Here is a 16,579-nt window from a genome sequence, read left to right as displayed (position 1 = left end):
ATAGAAAGGAAAAACGATGAAATCTTATACCCTTAATAATGGAGTTTCAATTCCTGTACTAGGATTTGGAACATGGAAAGCTGAAAATGGAGAGGTAGCCTACCAAGCCGTTTTAGAAGCCTTAAAGGCTGGCTATCGTCATATCGATACTGCAGCTATCTATAAAAATGAGGAAAGTGTTGGTCGTGCTATTCGAGATAGCGGTCTTCCACGACAAGAAATCTTTGTAACGACCAAACTCTGGAATACCAATCACAGCTATGATGAAGCTCGCCAAGCATTTGAAGAATCAATGGAAAAACTGGGATTGGATTATCTAGATTTGTACCTTATCCATTGGCCAAATCCAAAACCTTTAAGAGAAAATGACGAATGGAAAACTCGCAATGCTGAAGTCTGGAGAGCGATGGAGGACCTTTACCAAGAAGGAAAAATCCGTGCTATCGGCGTTAGTAATTTCCTTCCCCATCATTTGGATGCCTTGCTTGAGACAGCAAGAATTATCCCGGCGGTCAATCAGGTACGCTTGGCTCCAGGAGTTTATCAAGAGGAAGTGGTTGACTACTGTAAAGAGAAAGGAATTCTCTTAGAGGCATGGGGACCATTTGGGCAAGGGGAGTTGTTTGAACAGAAAGAAGTCCAAAAAATTGCTGCGAAGCATGGGAAAACAGTGGCTCAAATTGCCTTGGCTTGGAGTTTGGCAGAAGGATTTTTACCCCTACCTAAGTCCGTGACAGCCTCTCGCATCCAGAGCAATCTTGACTGTTTTGGAATTGAACTCAGCAAAGACGAGCGAGAAGTCTTAAAGACAATTTCAGTGACTTCGGGCGCACCTCGTGTGGATGAGATGGATTTTTAATTTTTAAAATCGATTTATACCGAATTAACAAAGACTAGGAATTTTAAATCCTAGTCTTTTTATGTATAAAAAATCTAAATTGTTTGTATAATGAAATAATTTTATGGATTGAAATATAGGAACGAATTTAAAAAACTTTGGTTTGATGGGGCAAATAACACGAATTATAAAATTAAATAAGTAAAATATATACGTAAATATTACATTTTTGTGACAATTCAGATTTTTATGAAAATTTATGATTATTTGCGTTATAATAGGTATACTTTAAAGAAAAAGGAGATTATTTATGAATAGACGACAACGTTTTTCATTACGGAAATACAAATTTGGTCTTGCTTCAGTTTTATTGGGAACTGCATTGGTTTTTGGAGCAAGTCAAGTCAGTGCCAATGAGCAGAGTACAGGTGAAAATCAAGCTCAAACTCAGGAAATTAAGACAGAGCTAAAAGACGATAAACACTCAAACTCTTCTACTGACCAAACCAATACTAATGGGATAGCACCAGTAGTTGGAGAGAAACAAGAAGTTGAAACTTCTAAAGAGGATGCTAGTAAACAAGATGCTAAGGTAGATGCTCCGGTTGATAAAACTGCTGAAGCCCAAGAATCAGGAAAAGATAGCGCAGTTGCAAAAGAAGAAAATCAAGGTGTCGTTCAAAAAGAAACAACAGTCGATACCAGTACAGCGCCTGCTACTGAGAAGGCCTCTACCATAGAGAAAAAAGAGGCTAAAGCAACGACAGCTCCTAAAACTACTGGAGAAACAGCAACTACTGAAAAAGAACAAGAAAAAGCTGAGTCTGCAAAACCCAATAGTCTTTCAAGCAATGATATCATCACAGTACCGAAAACTTGGAAGGCTGGTTACAAGGGGACAGGGACCGTTGTTGCCATTATTGACTCAGGGCTTGATTTGAATCATGAGGTTCTTCGAATTTCGGATCCGTCAAAAGCAAAATTTAAAAACAAGGAAGCCATCGAAGCAGCTAAAAAGGCTGCTGGAATCGACTACGGTAAATGGTATAGCGATAAGGTTGTCTATGCCTATGACTACTTTGACGGAACAGATAAGATCAAAGAAGCAGAAAGAACTTCTCATGGGATGCACGTAACAGGGATTGCTGCTGGAAACCCTGATAAAGAAGCACCGAATGGTGAAAAGGTCTATGGTGTTGCACCAGAAGCCCAAGTCATGTTTATGCGTGTCTTTTCAGATCGCCAAAAGACGACCAGTTCTGCTCTTTATGTAAAGGCGATTGATGACGCAGTTGCCTTAGGAGCAGATGCCATTAATATGAGTTTGGGATCTAGCACTGGTTCTATGGTCGATGCTGGTTCTGATATTGTGGATGCCATCAAACGGGCTCGTGCCAAGGGAGTTTCTGTTCTTATCTCAGCAGGAAATAGTAATACATTCGGAAATGGTTATTCAAAACCACTAGCTGAAAACCCAGACTATGGCTTGGTTGGAAATCCATCCACTGTTGAGGATTCGATTTCAGTTGCTTCTGTCAACAATAAAACATTGACAACAGCCGTTTTTGAAGTCAAAGGTCTAGAGGGAAATGCCGGCCTTCATAACGGAAAATTTGATTATAATCAACCTGAGGCAGATAAGGACTTTGAAAAAGGAAAAGAGTACGAATACGTCGAAGCAGGGTTAGGTCGTGAAGAAGACTTTGCGAAGTTGGATTTAACTGGGAAACTTGCCCTCATTCAGCGTGGAGCCATGAACTTTTCAGAGAAGATCAAAAATGCACGAAAACACGGTGCAGTTGGTGCTTTGATCTACAATAATGTAGAAGGTGCAAATATCAATATGGCTATTGATGATGAAGCAAAGAAAATTCCTTCAGTATTTATTTCTAAACAGTATGGTGAGGCCTTAAAATCTGGGAACTACAAGATTGTTTTTAATGGTAAGATGGATAATCGTCCTTCTGATGTAGCCAATCAGCTATCTGACTTTTCAAGTTGGGGAGTGACCACCGATGGACAATTGAAACCAGACGTAACAGCTCCTGGCGGCAATATCTACTCATCCTTTAATGACAATACCTACGGTAGTATCAGCGGAACCAGTATGGCGGCTCCTCACGTTACGGGTGTTGCAGTTCTGGTTAAGGAATACCTTCAAAAACACCATCCAGAATTGACTCCTGAGCAAGTATCAGAGACTGTCAAGGCCTTGATCATGTCAACTGCAAAACCACATGTTAATAAGGACACAGGCACTTATACCTCTCCTCGTCAGCAAGGTTCTGGTATTGTGGATACAGCTGCTGCAGTGTCAACAGACCTCTATGTAACGGGTGAAAATGGTTATCCAAGCGTGACTTTAGGAAATGTTGGAGATCAATTTACTTTCAAGGTCACTGTACACAATATTTCAGATACTGACCGTACTCTCAAGATGGTAGTGAATACCAATACAGACGAGGTCCAAGATGGAAAATTCACCCTTCGACCTCGAAAACTAACGGAGACAGTCTGGCCTGAAGTGACGGTCAAAGCCCACAGCAGTCAAACAGTCACTGTTAAAGTGGATGCTCGAAAATTTGCTGCTGAACTCAGCAAACAAATGCCAAATGGCTATTTCCTTGAAGGGTTTGTTCGATTTGTAGATCCAGCAGATGATGGGGATGTTGTGAGTCTTGCATTTATGGGCTTCCGAGGAGAATTCCAAAATCTCCCTGCTGTTGAAAAACCAATTTACAATCTTGTTCGAGAAGGGAAAAATGGATTTTACACGGAAGTAGACAAGGAAAATCCTGCCGTTAACTACTCTAATGATGCTACCTATCTCGCCACCTTGCAAAATGACCTTCTAGTGTCTAAAGGTCAACGCCAAGGACGCCGAATTACCGTTCTTGGGATTGAACAAAATGCTGAAGGTAAGCATGTTCTTCAGTTGGACGAAAAAGGGAATGTCCGTATTGCTATTTCTCCAAACGATGATGGAAACAAAGACCTAGTTGAATATAAAACGGTTGCTTTGAGAAATCTTGTAAATCTTCGGGCTACAGTTTATGCGGCTACGGATACTAAGCATGAACATCCTATTTGGGAGGGCGATGCAAAGGATCTTCGTAAGAATTATTTTGATGGTGACAGTAGAAATCTAAAAAGCTATATTCTAGATAATACTGCTTGGAGAGGTCAGGATTTTGATGGCAATACCGTTGCAGATGGTTTATATGACTATGTTATTAGTTACACACCAGATGTTCCAGGAGCCAAAGAACAATACACGACCTTTAAAATTCAAATTGATACTCAAAAACCTGTCATCACAAGTGGTTATATTCGCTTTAAAGATGGAAACCAAGAATTCGTAGCTCGAAAACCAAAAGATGTGGGTCAAGGCGGTATCCTTTCAGAAAAACTCTTCTACCTCACACCATTTGACCAGAAAGGGACCATGGTTCTATCTGAGAAAGATCAGTCTGGAACCCGTGCGCTTGAGAACACCCATCTGATTAAGGCCAATGCTGACGGTAGTTATACACTTCCTAAGAATGTTGATAAGGCTAATATTTACTATCTTGTAGAGGACTATGCAGGAAATGTAGACTATATCTCACTTGCCGAACTTGTCCGCGATCAAAATAGTGGTCGAGTGAAAATTGCCTTGAAGGATGCAAAAACAAAACAAGATATTGATACCCTCTACGTCTATCGAATCAAAAATAGCAAGGGACAATATGTTGATGTTGACAAGACAAAAGCGATTCATTTCTTACAATTTGGTCATTATACAGCAGAAATTTTCAGTTATGATCGAACAGAATTGAAATTTATCAGTGCCCTGTCCCAAGAGTTTGACCTGACGGAAGAAAATAGTTTCCAAACCATTACCTTCCTAGCAAATCTCCTAGAATATGCACCAGTGTCTGTTTCCTTCAACCAAGCAGTTCCAAAGACGACTACTGTGGTTCTGAAAGGAGAAGATGGGACAAGGATCACTCTTCCCGCTGAAAAATACGGTCAATACGCCTTTGGTAAGAAAGTTGCTACAGGTCGTTATACTGTACAAGTCACCTTGCCAACTGGATACGAACTCCTTGAAGATCTCGTTTCCTTGCTCGTTCAGCCAGGTCGAAATAATGCTTTGCGTCTATCTGTTGTGTCTAAGTTGGCCTTGATTGCTGCGGTAAATCAACAAAAAGAACTGGTAGAAACGTCTCGCTACTTTAATAGTAGTGCAGATAAGAGAAAAGCTTATGACCGAGCTTTCCAAGTGGCACAGTCAGCCTTGTCAAGCAAGTTGAAGCAAGAATTGATTGATGGCGTTCTCGCTAGTCTTGAAGCTGCTGGTAAAGCTTTGGATGGAAAAGATTCGAACGTTACAGCCTTGAAAGAAGCTATGAAAGCTTACTATGCAACGACTAAAACTGGACGATATGCGAATGCCAAGGAAAAAGTACGTCGAGCTTATGATCGTGCCTTCCAAGAAATCGCCTTACTAGCTGTGGATCCTAAAGTTAAACAGGATCAAATTGACCAATCTCTCATTGCCCTAGCATCAGCTAAAAGCAAACTGAATGGCAAGGCAACAGACTTCTCTAGTCTGAAGAAACTGGTCAAAGATGAACGCCTTTTCCAAGAAAAGAACGCGAGATTTATCTATGCTGACAAGAAAGAAAAAGCAGCTTATCTTCTAACTTTTAAAAATGCACAGGAACTCCTTAAATATCCAGGAGCGAGCCAAGAAGATGTCAAAGATGCCATTACAGCATTGAAACAAGCCAAGAGAAATTTACATGGCAAAAAACCAAAAGCGAAAAGACATCCTTAAACAGGACTTTCTGAAGCTTTACTATTAAATGAGTCTGGAACTTTGTTTTCAGACTCATTTTTGGTTTACACTAACTAGAAAATCTGCTATAATACTAGCTAGGAAAGAAAGTCTTATGGCGTTCTTCAGCGAGCTTGGGATAGTGGGAGCCAAGTAGGACAAGGTAAGAAACTGGCGCTTTCTGTCGTATTTTTAAAAACAATGAAGTAATAAATTAGGGTGGAACCGCGTTTCTGACGCCCCTAGTCGCAAGGCTTGGGTGTTGAAATTCGGTTCTTTTTAAATTTCGTCTAATGCCTAAGTAGAAAGGAGCATAATGCTTAAAGGATCTTGTTTATGCAAAGCAGTGACCTACACTTTAGATGAGGAATTGTCGGAATTAGTTTTTTGCCACTGCTCATTCTGTCGGAAAGCAACTGCGTCTGCCTATACAGTGAATGCCAAAGTTAGCAGTAAAAACCTAGTATTGCATGGAAAAGAACAGTTGGTTACCTATAGTTCATCTCCAGGAAAACAACGCTATTACTGTCAGAACTGTCATAGTCAAATTTTCACTGCTCAAGAAAATATACCAGAAGTCTGTGCTTTAAAATTAGGTACAATAGACGAATGCGATCAGAATTTACAAACTGTTCCCAAACGTCATATTTTTCAGGACCCAGCTTTTTCTTGGTTGCTTGATGAATAAATCTAAAAAGATAATATAAATTAAAGGAGTAAACAATGTCTAAGAAATTAACATTTCAAGAAATTATTTTGACTTTACAACAATTTTGGAATGACCAAGGTTGTATGCTCATGCAGGCTTATGATAATGAAAAAGGTGCGGGGACAATGAGTCCTTACACTTTCCTTCGTGCTATTGGTCCTGAGCCATGGAATGCGGCTTATGTGGAGCCATCACGTCGTCCTGCTGACGGTCGTTACGGGGAAAACCCTAACCGTCTCTACCAACACCACCAATTCCAAGTGGTCATGAAGCCTTCTCCATCAAATATTCAGGAACTTTACCTTGAGTCTTTGGAAAAATTGGGTATCAATCCATTGGAACACGATATCCGTTTCGTTGAGGACAACTGGGAAAACCCATCAACTGGTTCAGCTGGTCTTGGATGGGAAGTTTGGCTTGATGGGATGGAAATCACTCAGTTCACTTATTTCCAACAAGTTGGTGGATTGGCAACTGGCCCTGTGACTGCGGAAGTTACCTATGGTTTGGAACGCTTGGCTTCTTATATTCAAGAAGTGGACTCTGTCTATGATATCGAGTGGGCTGATGGTGTAAAATACGGAGAAATCTTTATCCAGCCTGAGTACGAGCATTCAAAATATTCATTTGAAATTTCGGACCAAGAAATGTTGCTTGAAAACTTTGATAAGTTTGAAAAAGAAGCTGGTCGCGCATTAGAAGAAGGCTTGGTTCACCCTGCCTATGACTATGTTCTCAAATGTTCACATACCTTTAACCTGCTTGATGCGCGCGGTGCCGTATCTGTTACTGAGCGCGCAGGCTATATCGCTCGTATCCGTAACTTGGCCCGTGTCGTAGCCAAAACCTTTGTTGCAGAACGCAAACGCCTAGGCTACCCACTTTTGGATGAAGCAACACGAGCTAAACTCCTAGCAGAAGAGGAAGAATAACGATTGGTAAAAAGTACTAACGATAATCAAATTATTCCATTTGTTTTAAAATTAGAGGTAGAGAAGTGGAAGAATTTTGATTTAAAAGAGGATAACTTAGCTAAAGTCCTTTTTTGTGAAAAGAAATTAAATATAAATTTTAAAAAAATTGGTTTCGAATTTGAAAAACAACCTGATATGGAATTTAATGTAAAATGTAAGCAAACTGAAAATATTCAAAAAATAGGCACGTATTATTTTGATATTACAACAACAAATTATCAAAAAGATTACAATGAATTTTTCATTCAATTATATTTTAAAATATCTGGGAAAATCGATAATCTTATTCAAGAGCTAGAAGATTCACTAAAAGAGATTATCACAGAAAACTTAGAGAATAAGTATCTACTTTTTTCATGTGATAATCAGAGTCGTCCTTCTGGACCTATAAAAATTATATCAGTTTCGATAAAATAAGAATAAGTAAAGGAAAAAACATGACAAAAAACTTATTAGTAGAACTCGGTCTTGAAGAGTTACCAGCCTACGTAGTAACTCCAAGCGAAAAACAACTAGGTGAAAAAATGGCAGCCTTCCTCAAGGAAAACCGCCTGTCTTTTGAAGCCATTCAAACCTTCTCAACACCACGTCGTTTGGCTGTTCGTGTGACTGGTCTTGCAGACAAACAGTCTGATTTGACAGAAGATTTCAAGGGACCAGCAAAGAAAATCGCCTTGGATAGTGATGGAAACTTCACCAAAGCAGCTCAAGGATTTGTCCGTGGAAAAGGCTTGACAGTTGAAGATATCGAATTCCGTGAAATCAAGGGTGAAGAATATGTCTATGTTACCAAGGAAGAAGTGGGCCAACCAGTTGAAGCCATTGTTCCAGGTGTAGTAGACGTCTTGAAGTCACTGACATTCCCTGTCAGCATGCACTGGGCTAACAACACTTTTGAATACATCCGCCCTGTACACACTTTGACAGTTCTTTTAGATGAAGAAGAGTTTGATTTGGATTTCCTTGATATCAAGGGCGGTCGTGTAAGTCGTGGCCATCGTTTCTTGGGACAAGAAACCAAGATTCAGTCAGCATTGAGCTACGAAGAAGATCTTCGTAAGCAGTTTGTAATCGCGGATCCTCGTGAACGTGAGCAAATGATTGTTGACCAAATAAAAGCAATCGAAGCTGAGCATGGTGTACGTATCGAAATTGATGCTGATTTGCTCAATGAAGTCTTGAACTTGGTTGAATACCCAACTGCCTTTATGGGAAGTTTTGATTCCAAATACCTTGAAGTTCCAGAAGAAGTTTTGGTGACTTCGATGAAGGAACACCAACGCTACTTCGTTGTCCGAGATCAAGATGGAAAACTCTTACCAAACTTTATTTCTGTTCGTAACGGAAACGCAGAGCATTTGGAAAATGTTATCAAGGGTAATGAAAAAGTCTTAGTTGCTCGTTTGGAAGACGGTGAATTCTTCTGGCGTGAAGACCAAAAATTGATGATTTCTGAACTTGTTGAAAAATTGAACCATGTGACCTTCCACGAAAAGATTGGTTCCCTTCGTGAACACATGATTCGTACAGGGCAGATTGCCATTCTCTTGGCAGAAAAAGCTGGTTTGTCAGTGGATGAAACAGTTGACCTAGCGCGTGCAGCAGCCATTTACAAGTTTGACTTGTTGACGGGTATGGTTGGTGAATTTGACGAACTCCAAGGAATTATGGGAGAGAAATATGCTCTTCTTGCTGGAGAAACTCCAGCGGTGGCAGCTGCTATTCGTGAACACTACATGCCGACAGCTGCTGAAGGCGAACTTCCAGAGAGCAAGGTAGGAGCCATTCTAGCCATTGCAGACAAATTGGATACAATTTTGAGTTTCTTCTCAGTAGGTTTGATTCCATCAGGTTCTAACGACCCTTATGCCCTTCGTCGTGCGACGCAAGGTGTGGTTCGTATCTTGGATGCTTTTGGTTGGCACATTGCTATGGATGAGTTGATTGATAGCCTTTACAGTTTGAAATTTGACAGCTTGACTTATGAAAATAAGGCAGAGGTTATGGACTTTATCAAGGCTCGTGTCGATAAGATGATGGGTTCTACTCCAAAAGATATCAAGGAAGCAGTTCTTGCAAGTTCAAACTTTGTTGTGGCGGATATGCTAGAAGCAGCAAGTGCTCTTGTCGAAGCAAGCAAGAAAGAAGATTTCAAATCGTCTGTCGAATCCCTCTCACGTGCTTTCAACTTGGCTGAAAAAGCCGAAGGAACTGATACTGTTGATCCTGCTCTCTTTGAGAATGAAGAAGAGAAAGCCTTGGCAGAAGCAGTAGAATCATTAGTTTTATCAGGAACTGCAAGCCAACAATTAGAACAACTCTTTGCGCTTAGCCCAGTAATTGATGCTTTCTTTGAAAATACCATGGTAATGGCTGAAGATCAGACTGTTCGACAAAATCGTTTGGCAATCTTGTCGCAATTAACCAAGAAAGCAGCTAAACTTGCACGTTTCAACCAAATTAATACCAAATAAACTCAGTCAAACGAACTGTATCTTATCACAAAGGAGAAGAAATGGATCCGAAAAAAATCGCTCGTATCAATGAACTTGCCAAAAAGAAAAAGACAGAAGGCTTAACTTCTGCTGAAAAAGTGGAACAAGCTAAACTTCGTGAGGAGTACATCGAAGGCTATCGTCGTTCTGTTCGTCACCACATCGAGGGAATCAAAATTGTGGATGAGGAAGGCAATGACGTTACACCAGAAAAACTACGTCAAGTACAACGTGAAAAAGGTTTGCACGGCCGTAGTTTAGATGATCCTAACTCATAAAATGAAAGGGGCTTGTAGATGATTTACAAGCCCCTTTTCTGTTGTAATAAAAAAAGGAGCCATTTGGCTCCTTTTTGGTTTCTTAGTTACTTGCGCCAGATGTAGCGTCAGCGTCACCACCGTGGCCTCCAGCATCACCTGAATCAGAAGCGCCAGAAGTAGCATCGGCGTCTCCATGACCTCCAGCTGCAGGAGCAAATGGTCCGCTACCACCTACCAAACGTTGACCAGTCTCTTTTAGGTACCAGTCAAGCCATGGTTGGAAGTTAAAGACTATTTCATTGATACCAGCGTATGATCCATCAGGATAGTACATTGCTTGGTAGTTGTGTGTGTTGATGACACCTGCAGGAGAACCTGGAACGATCGTACGGACGTATTCTTGGTTTCCGTTGCGAAGTGTTCCGATAACCCACTCTACGTTCTTCATACGTGCTGGTGGAAGAGAACCATGAACAGTCGACATACGGCTACCTGATTGAGGTGGTACACGTTTAGCAAACATGGTGTCTGGATCTTGGTGAGCGTTGTTGTAGTATAGGAATTGGTTGTTGTCGTCAGCGTATGTCAATTCAAATGGCATAGCTTTCAAGAACATATCAATTTGATTAACTGTCAAGATACCGTGGTCCAATTTGACATAGGTATCACCAGAAACAGCGCCAGTGATTGCTGCAACTTTTTCTACCCATTCTGGATCGTCAGGATCAACTTCAGTAATGGTTGTAGCAATTGGTTTTCCACAATCCAAGTCTTCTGGTTCGATTGGTTTTGGTTTTTTCAATTTCGAAACGACTCCTACGTATTTTACAAAGTTATCTAAGCAAGTTTCAAGGAATTTAACAGTTCCTTCGTTGGTGATATTTCCGTTGTTATCAAAAGCTTCCTTAGCTTTACCAAGAAGGAATTCGTTACCTGGGAGTGTGTAGGCATTGACACCTGGAGCGTCAAGGATCTTACGAAGGTGAACTTGGGCACGTGAAGTTCCTTGGTCGTAGTATGATGCTCCCACAATCATAACAGGCTTGTTTTCAAATGGATGAACTTCGTATGAAAGCCATTCAAGTACAGATTTGAGGGAAGCTGAGATAGTGTGGTTGTGCTCAGGAGTAGCGATAATGACACCATCAGCACGTGTAATCTTGTTATACAAGAAACGCAATTGGAAGCTTTCGTCCCATTTTTCGTCTTGGTTAAACATTGGAACTTCGTCGATTTCAAGGACTTCTAATTCAAATTTGAATTTGAAATTGCGACGGATAAATTCCAAGAGTTTGCGGTTATATGATTGATCGTAGTTTGATCCAACAAGTCCAACAAATTTCATTCTTTCGGTCTCCTATCTTACAAATTTTCCCAGTCAAATTCTTCTGCATCTTTGCGAAGCAATTCTTGTGCATTGCGCAATTTCTCAGTAATTTTCACGAAGATACGGAAGTCATCAAAGATGGCATCCAATTTCTTGATGACGTCAAGGTCAACCAAGTCACCACTTGGGTTAAATGCTTGAAGAGAGTGTGAGAGCAAGAATTCATCTGGAAGAACATTTGCCTTGATTTCAGGAGCATTCAAAATTTGACGAAGTTGCAATTGGGCACGAGATGAACCAAGTGTACCATAGGAAGCACCAGTGATCATGATTGGTTTGTTCAAAAGTGGGTAGATACCGTAAGATAGCCAAGCAAGAGCGCTCATCAATACCGCAGGGATAGAGTGGTCGTACTCAGGAGTACCGATAATCACACCATCAGCCTCTTCAATTTTAGCTGCAATCTCAAGAATTTCAGCTGGAAGTTGCTTATCTGCTGGTTTGTTGAAAACAGGGATATCCTTGATTTCAACGAGTTCAATTTCAGCTTTATCAGCAAAGTGTTTTTGCATGTATTGGAGCAATTGGCGGTTTGTAGAACGTTTAGAGTTCGTTCCAACAATGGCAATAAGTTTTAGCATGAGATTTCCTTTCTCTTTTTACATAATACAATTTTGAAGGCCTGAAGAACAAGCAAGGCGTCCCTCTTTGTCAATGAGGATGGCTTCAATACCATCTATACTTTCGACTTGCCAGAGGATAGAAGCGCTTCGTTCTCCGAAAAGGCGCGTTGTCCAAATCTCACCATCAACGGATTTATCAGAGACAATCGTTAGGCTAGCAAGATCGGTTTCGACAGGGAATCCTGTCTCACTATCAAAGATATGGTGATAGTCTTTTCCATCTACTGTCAGGTGGCGTTCATAGATACCTGAAGTGACAACGGATTTGTTAGAAGCAGGAATGGTTAGGAGATGATTACCACGAGGATTTCGCGGATCTTGAATCCCAATCTGCCAGGCTTTCCCTTCTTTGGCTTGGTTATTCCCGATGGTGAGGATATTTCCTCCGAGATTGATCAAGGCAGAGGTGACACCGTGTTCTTTCAAATACTGGGCAACCTTATCTGCACTATAGCCCTTGGCTAAACAACCTAAATCAAGCTTCATTCCTTTCTTCTCTAAAAAGACAGTAGAGCTAGTCGGATCCAACTTGATAAAATGCGGGTCAACTAGAGATAAGACAGCTTCGATTTCTTTAGAGTCTGGAAGCCGTGCATCTGCAAATCCGATTCGCCAGATTTGAATCAAGGGGCCAATGCTGATGTTTAGATGGCTAGATGGTGCTAGGCTATGCTCAAGTCCAAGAGCAATCAGTTCAAATAGGTCAGGATGAACCTTAACAGGTGTGATTCCAGCCTGGTAGTTGATTTCCATCAGTTCGGATTCTTGACTGTTGGCGTTAAAACGGTATTCGAGTTCCTTGAGCAAATCAAAGGCTCCTTGAAGTAGGCAATCAGCCTGTTCATCTACTAATGAAATCGTGATAGTTGTTCCCATTAGCCGTTCAGAACGTGAATGAAGAGGCAAGCTACCAGCTCCTTTCTCTTTATAGGAAGTCATTCAATATAAGGTCGTTAAAGAAAAATTAAACCCCTTACATTTTCTTTCCATGTATCTAGCATATCATAAAGTCAGCGTTTTCACAAATGAATTTTGACAAAAAGTCAAGAAATATGCTCAAAATTAATATGAAAACGATAGAAAAATTGGATTTATCAATGTTAAGTGTATTTTTTTCTGAAAAAAAGAGAATTCTGAGCAAATGCCTTGTAAACGCTAACAGTAAATGATATACTAGAAAGGTAAATCAAAAATTAAAGGTAGGAATTTTTCTATGAGTAAAATCGTTGTAGTTGGTGCTAACCACGCTGGTACAGCTTGTATTAATACCATGTTGGACAACTTCGGACATGAGAACGAAATCGTAGTATTTGATCAAAACTCAAATATTTCATTCCTTGGTTGTGGAATGGCGCTTTGGATCGGGGAACAAATTGACGGCCCAGAAGGTCTCTTCTACTCTGATAAAGAAAAATTGGAAGCAAAAGGTGCTAAAGTTTACATGAACTCACCAGTTCTTTCAATTGACTACGATAACAAAGTTGTGACTGCAGAAGTTGAAGGAAAAGAGCACAAAGAGTCTTATGATAAATTGATCTTTGCAACTGGTTCAACTCCAATCTTGCCTCCAATCGAAGGTGTTGAAATCGTTAAGGGCAACCGCGAATTCAAAGCGACTCTTGAAAATGTACAATTTGTTAAATTGTACCAAAACGCTGAAGAAGTTATTGAAAAACTTGAAGACAAGAGCAAACACCTTGAGCGCATTGCCGTTGTTGGTGGTGGTTACATCGGTGTAGAACTTGCCGAAGCCTTTGAGCGACTTGGAAAAGAAGTGGTGCTTGTCGATATCGTAGACACAGTCTTGAACGGCTACTATGACAAAGACTTCACTCAAATGATGGCGAAGAACTTGGAAGACCACAACATCCGCTTGGCTCTTGGTCAAACAGTTAAAGCCATCCAAGGTGATGGAAAAGTTGAACGCTTGGTAACAGACAAAGAAACATTTGATGTAGATATGGTAGTTCTTGCTGTTGGTTTCCGTCCAAACACAGCTCTTGCTGACGGTAAGATTGAACTCTTCCGTAACGGTGCCTTCCTTGTAGATAAGAAACAAGAAACATCTATCCCAGGTGTATACGCTGTTGGTGACTGTGCAACTGTTTATGACAATGCTCGTAAAGATACAAGCTACATCGCTCTTGCTTCTAACGCTGTACGTACTGGTATCGTTGGTGCTTATAACGCTTGTGGTCATGAATTGGAAGGAATCGGAGTTCAAGGATCAAACGGTATCTCTATCTACGGTCTTCACATGGTTTCGACTGGTTTGACTCTTGAAAAAGCCAAAGCTGCTGGCTATAATGCAACTGAAACTGGATTTAACGATCTTCAAAAACCAGAATTTATCAAACATGACAACCACGAAGTTGCCATCAAGATTGTCTTTGACAAAGACAGCCGCGAAATCCTTGGTGCACAAATGGTTTCACATGATGCTGCTATCAGTATGGGAATCCACATGTTCTCACTTGCTATCCAAGAGCATGTAACCATTGATAAATTGGCTTTGACAGACCTATTCTTCTTGCCACATTTCAACAAACCATACAACTACATTACAATGGCTGCACTTACAGCTGAAAAATAAAAATTGACGAGCTATCTGGCCTTGGGTTAAGGTCAGATAGTTTTTTAGTTATACTCTTCGAAAATCAAATTCAAACCACGTCAGCTTCGCCTTACCGTACTCAAGTACAGCCTGCGGCTAGCTTCCTAGTTTGCTCTTTGATTTTCATTGAGTATCAATCTGTACCCATACAATTATCCTTTTTTTATCTTGTACTTCATTCTAATCTGGCTTAAAATGAAATGGTAGCTACCAATACAAATGATGAGGATTAAGAAATGACTGAAAATCGTTATGAACTAAATAAAAACTTGGCACAGATGCTCAAAGGTGGGGTTATCATGGACGTTCAGAACCCTGAACAGGCTCGTATCGCAGAGGCTGCTGGTGCGGCAGCTGTTATGGCCTTGGAGCGAATTCCAGCTGATATTCGTGCAGCTGGTGGGGTTTCCCGTATGAGTGATCCAAAGATGATTAAGGAAATCCAAGAAGCGGTCAGCATTCCAGTGATGGCCAAGGTTAGAATCGGGCATTTTGTAGAAGCTCAGATTTTAGAGGCTATTGAGATTGACTATATCGATGAGAGTGAAGTGCTTTCTCCAGCTGATGACCGTTTCCATGTGGACAAGAAAGAATTCCAAGTTCCTTTTGTCTGTGGAGCTAAGGATTTGGGTGAAGCCTTGCGTCGTATCGCTGAAGGAGCTTCTATGATTCGGACAAAAGGAGAACCGGGTACAGGTGACATCGTTCAAGCCGTTCGCCATATGCGTATGATGAATCAGGAAATTCGCCGCATTCAAAATCTACGCGAAGATGAACTTTATGTGGCTGCCAAGGACTTGCAAGTCCCTGTAGAATTGGTCCAATACGTCCATGAACACGGAAAATTACCAGTTGTCAACTTTGCAGCCGGAGGTGTGGCAACACCTGCAGATGCTGCGCTGATGATGCAATTGGGAGCAGAGGGTGTCTTTGTCGGTTCAGGTATTTTCAAATCAGGAGACCCTGTTAAACGAGCAAGTGCTATTGTTAAAGCCGTAACCAACTACCAAAATCCTCAAATTTTGGCTCAAATCTCTGAAGACCTAGGGGAAGCCATGGTTGGAATCAATGAGAATGAAATCCAAATTCTCATGGCTGAGCGAGGAAAATAGATGAAAATCGGAATATTAGCCTTGCAGGGAGCCTTTGAAGAGCATGCAAAAGTGCTAGATAAACTAGGAGTCTCTAGTGTCCAAATCAGAAATTTAGATGATTTTCAACAACATCAGAGTGAGTTGGTGGGTTTGATATTACCTGGCGGTGAGTCTACAACCATGGGCAAGCTCTTGCGCGACCAGAACATGCTGCTTCCCATCCGAGAAGCCATTCTCTCTGGCTTACCAGTCTTTGGAACCTGCGCGGGCTTAATCTTGCTGGCTAAGGAAATCACTTCTCAGGAAGAAAGTCATCTTGGAACCATGGATATAGTGGTTGAGCGCAATGCTTATGGACGCCAACTAGGAAGCTTCTATACAGAGGCAGAATGTAAGGGAGTTGGCCAGATTCCCATGACCTTTATCCGTGGACCGATTATCAGCAGTGTTGGAGAGGGTGTAGAAATTCTAGCAACAGTTGATGATCAAATCGTTGCAGCTCAAGAACAGAATATGCTGGTAACTTCTTTTCATCCAGAATTGACAGATGATGCTCGCTTGCACCAGTATTTTATCAATATGTGTAAAGAAAAAGTTGAGAAAAGATTCTCAACTTTTTTACATGTAATAAACAATCGCGATATATTGAAGTGCAGATGCTGCTAGGATAAAGAGATGCCAAATCATGTGGAAATAAGGTTTTTTCTTAGCGTAAAATCCAGCTCCAACTGTATAACAGAGTCCGCCAGTTACCATGAGACTC

At 40.9% G+C, this 16,579-nt stretch carries 14 protein-coding genes; 10 read left to right on the top strand and 4 right to left on the bottom strand.

The genetic code is table 11. The features are described from left to right. Window positions 1-16 precede the first annotated feature (16 nt). The 7 genes from HMPREF0849_RS01610 (at window position 17) to HMPREF0849_RS01580 (ending at window position 10,116) form a co-directional block, all read left to right on the top strand. Window positions 17-859: an aldo/keto reductase gene (locus HMPREF0849_RS01610; RefSeq protein ID WP_000844573.1), complete on the top strand. Its 843-nt coding sequence runs from the start codon at window positions 17-19 to the stop codon at window positions 857-859. A 289-nt stretch (window positions 860-1,148) separates the two neighbouring features. Continuing rightward, window positions 1,149-5,660, top strand: a complete 4,512-nt coding sequence (locus tag HMPREF0849_RS01605) for a S8 family serine peptidase (RefSeq protein ID WP_001081925.1) — start codon at window positions 1,149-1,151, stop codon at window positions 5,658-5,660. A 316-nt stretch (window positions 5,661-5,976) separates the two neighbouring features. Beyond that, the gene (locus HMPREF0849_RS01600) at window positions 5,977-6,348 is read left to right on the top strand and encodes a GFA family protein (RefSeq protein ID WP_000912017.1); all 372 of its coding nucleotides are present in this window, start codon (window positions 5,977-5,979) and stop codon (window positions 6,346-6,348) included. Window positions 6,349-6,383: 35 nt separating this feature from the next. After that, window positions 6,384-7,301 carry a glycine--tRNA ligase subunit alpha gene (gene glyQ, locus HMPREF0849_RS01595; protein ID WP_000038735.1) on the top strand — a complete coding sequence of 306 codons (918 nt, stop codon included), beginning with the start codon at window positions 6,384-6,386 and terminating at the stop codon, window positions 7,299-7,301. Window positions 7,302-7,304: 3 nt separating this feature from the next. Beyond that, the gene (locus HMPREF0849_RS01590) at window positions 7,305-7,760 is read left to right on the top strand and encodes a hypothetical protein (RefSeq protein WP_000241032.1); all 456 of its coding nucleotides are present in this window, start codon (window positions 7,305-7,307) and stop codon (window positions 7,758-7,760) included. 20 nt (window positions 7,761-7,780) lie between these two features. After that, a complete protein-coding gene (gene glyS, locus HMPREF0849_RS01585; protein ID WP_000164748.1) occupies window positions 7,781-9,817 on the top strand; it encodes a glycine--tRNA ligase subunit beta in 2,037 nt (678 codons plus the stop codon). Between the two features lie 41 nt (window positions 9,818-9,858). Further along, window positions 9,859-10,116, top strand: coding sequence for a DUF896 family protein (locus tag HMPREF0849_RS01580; RefSeq protein ID WP_000371291.1), 258 nt, complete (start codon window positions 9,859-9,861; stop codon window positions 10,114-10,116). 82 nt (window positions 10,117-10,198) lie between these two features. Here the strand turns inward: HMPREF0849_RS01580 and HMPREF0849_RS01575 are convergent, their stop codons facing one another. The 3 genes from HMPREF0849_RS01575 to HMPREF0849_RS01565 are packed head-to-tail and all read right to left on the bottom strand — an operon-like array spanning window position 10,199 to window position 13,014. After that, complete coding sequence (locus HMPREF0849_RS01575; protein ID WP_000673672.1) at window positions 10,199-11,443, bottom strand: NAD(P)H-dependent oxidoreductase; 1,245 nt, start codon at window positions 11,441-11,443, stop codon at window positions 10,199-10,201. A 17-nt stretch (window positions 11,444-11,460) separates the two neighbouring features. After that, a complete protein-coding gene (locus HMPREF0849_RS01570; RefSeq protein WP_000915935.1) occupies window positions 11,461-12,066 on the bottom strand; it encodes an NADPH-dependent FMN reductase in 606 nt (201 codons plus the stop codon). A gap of 18 nt (window positions 12,067-12,084) precedes the next feature. Beyond that, on the bottom strand, window positions 12,085-13,014 hold the full coding sequence (locus HMPREF0849_RS01565; RefSeq protein ID WP_009013505.1) for an FAD:protein FMN transferase: 930 nt from the start codon (window positions 13,012-13,014) through the stop codon (window positions 12,085-12,087). 307 nt (window positions 13,015-13,321) lie between these two features. Here HMPREF0849_RS01565 and nox point away from each other — a divergent pair, with 307 nt between their 5' ends. The 3 genes from nox to pdxT all read left to right on the top strand — a co-directional run bounded on the left by nox (window position 13,322) and on the right by pdxT (window position 16,482). After that, window positions 13,322-14,701: a H2O-forming NADH oxidase gene (gene nox, locus HMPREF0849_RS01560; RefSeq protein ID WP_000036761.1), complete on the top strand. Its 1,380-nt coding sequence runs from the start codon at window positions 13,322-13,324 to the stop codon at window positions 14,699-14,701. A gap of 257 nt (window positions 14,702-14,958) precedes the next feature. Next, window positions 14,959-15,834 carry a pyridoxal 5'-phosphate synthase lyase subunit PdxS gene (gene pdxS, locus HMPREF0849_RS01555; protein WP_000138520.1) on the top strand — a complete coding sequence of 292 codons (876 nt, stop codon included), beginning with the start codon at window positions 14,959-14,961 and terminating at the stop codon, window positions 15,832-15,834. Beyond that, the gene (gene pdxT, locus HMPREF0849_RS01550) at window positions 15,835-16,482 is read left to right on the top strand and encodes a pyridoxal 5'-phosphate synthase glutaminase subunit PdxT (RefSeq protein WP_000689965.1); all 648 of its coding nucleotides are present in this window, start codon (window positions 15,835-15,837) and stop codon (window positions 16,480-16,482) included. It begins immediately after the preceding gene. On the opposite strand, the gene HMPREF0849_RS10145 is transcribed toward pdxT, so the two are convergent. After that, on the bottom strand, window positions 16,435-16,579 hold a 145-nt coding region (locus HMPREF0849_RS10145), incomplete at its 5' end, for a hemolysin III family protein (RefSeq protein WP_332248913.1). The genes pdxT and HMPREF0849_RS10145 overlap by 48 nt on opposite strands.

Source organism: Streptococcus sp. C300 (assembly GCF_000187645.1).
Taxonomy (GTDB): domain Bacteria; phylum Bacillota; class Bacilli; order Lactobacillales; family Streptococcaceae; genus Streptococcus; species Streptococcus oralis_CQ.
Note: the sequence above shows the minus strand (reverse complement) of the source record. Positions and strands in the feature narration are given on the sequence as shown.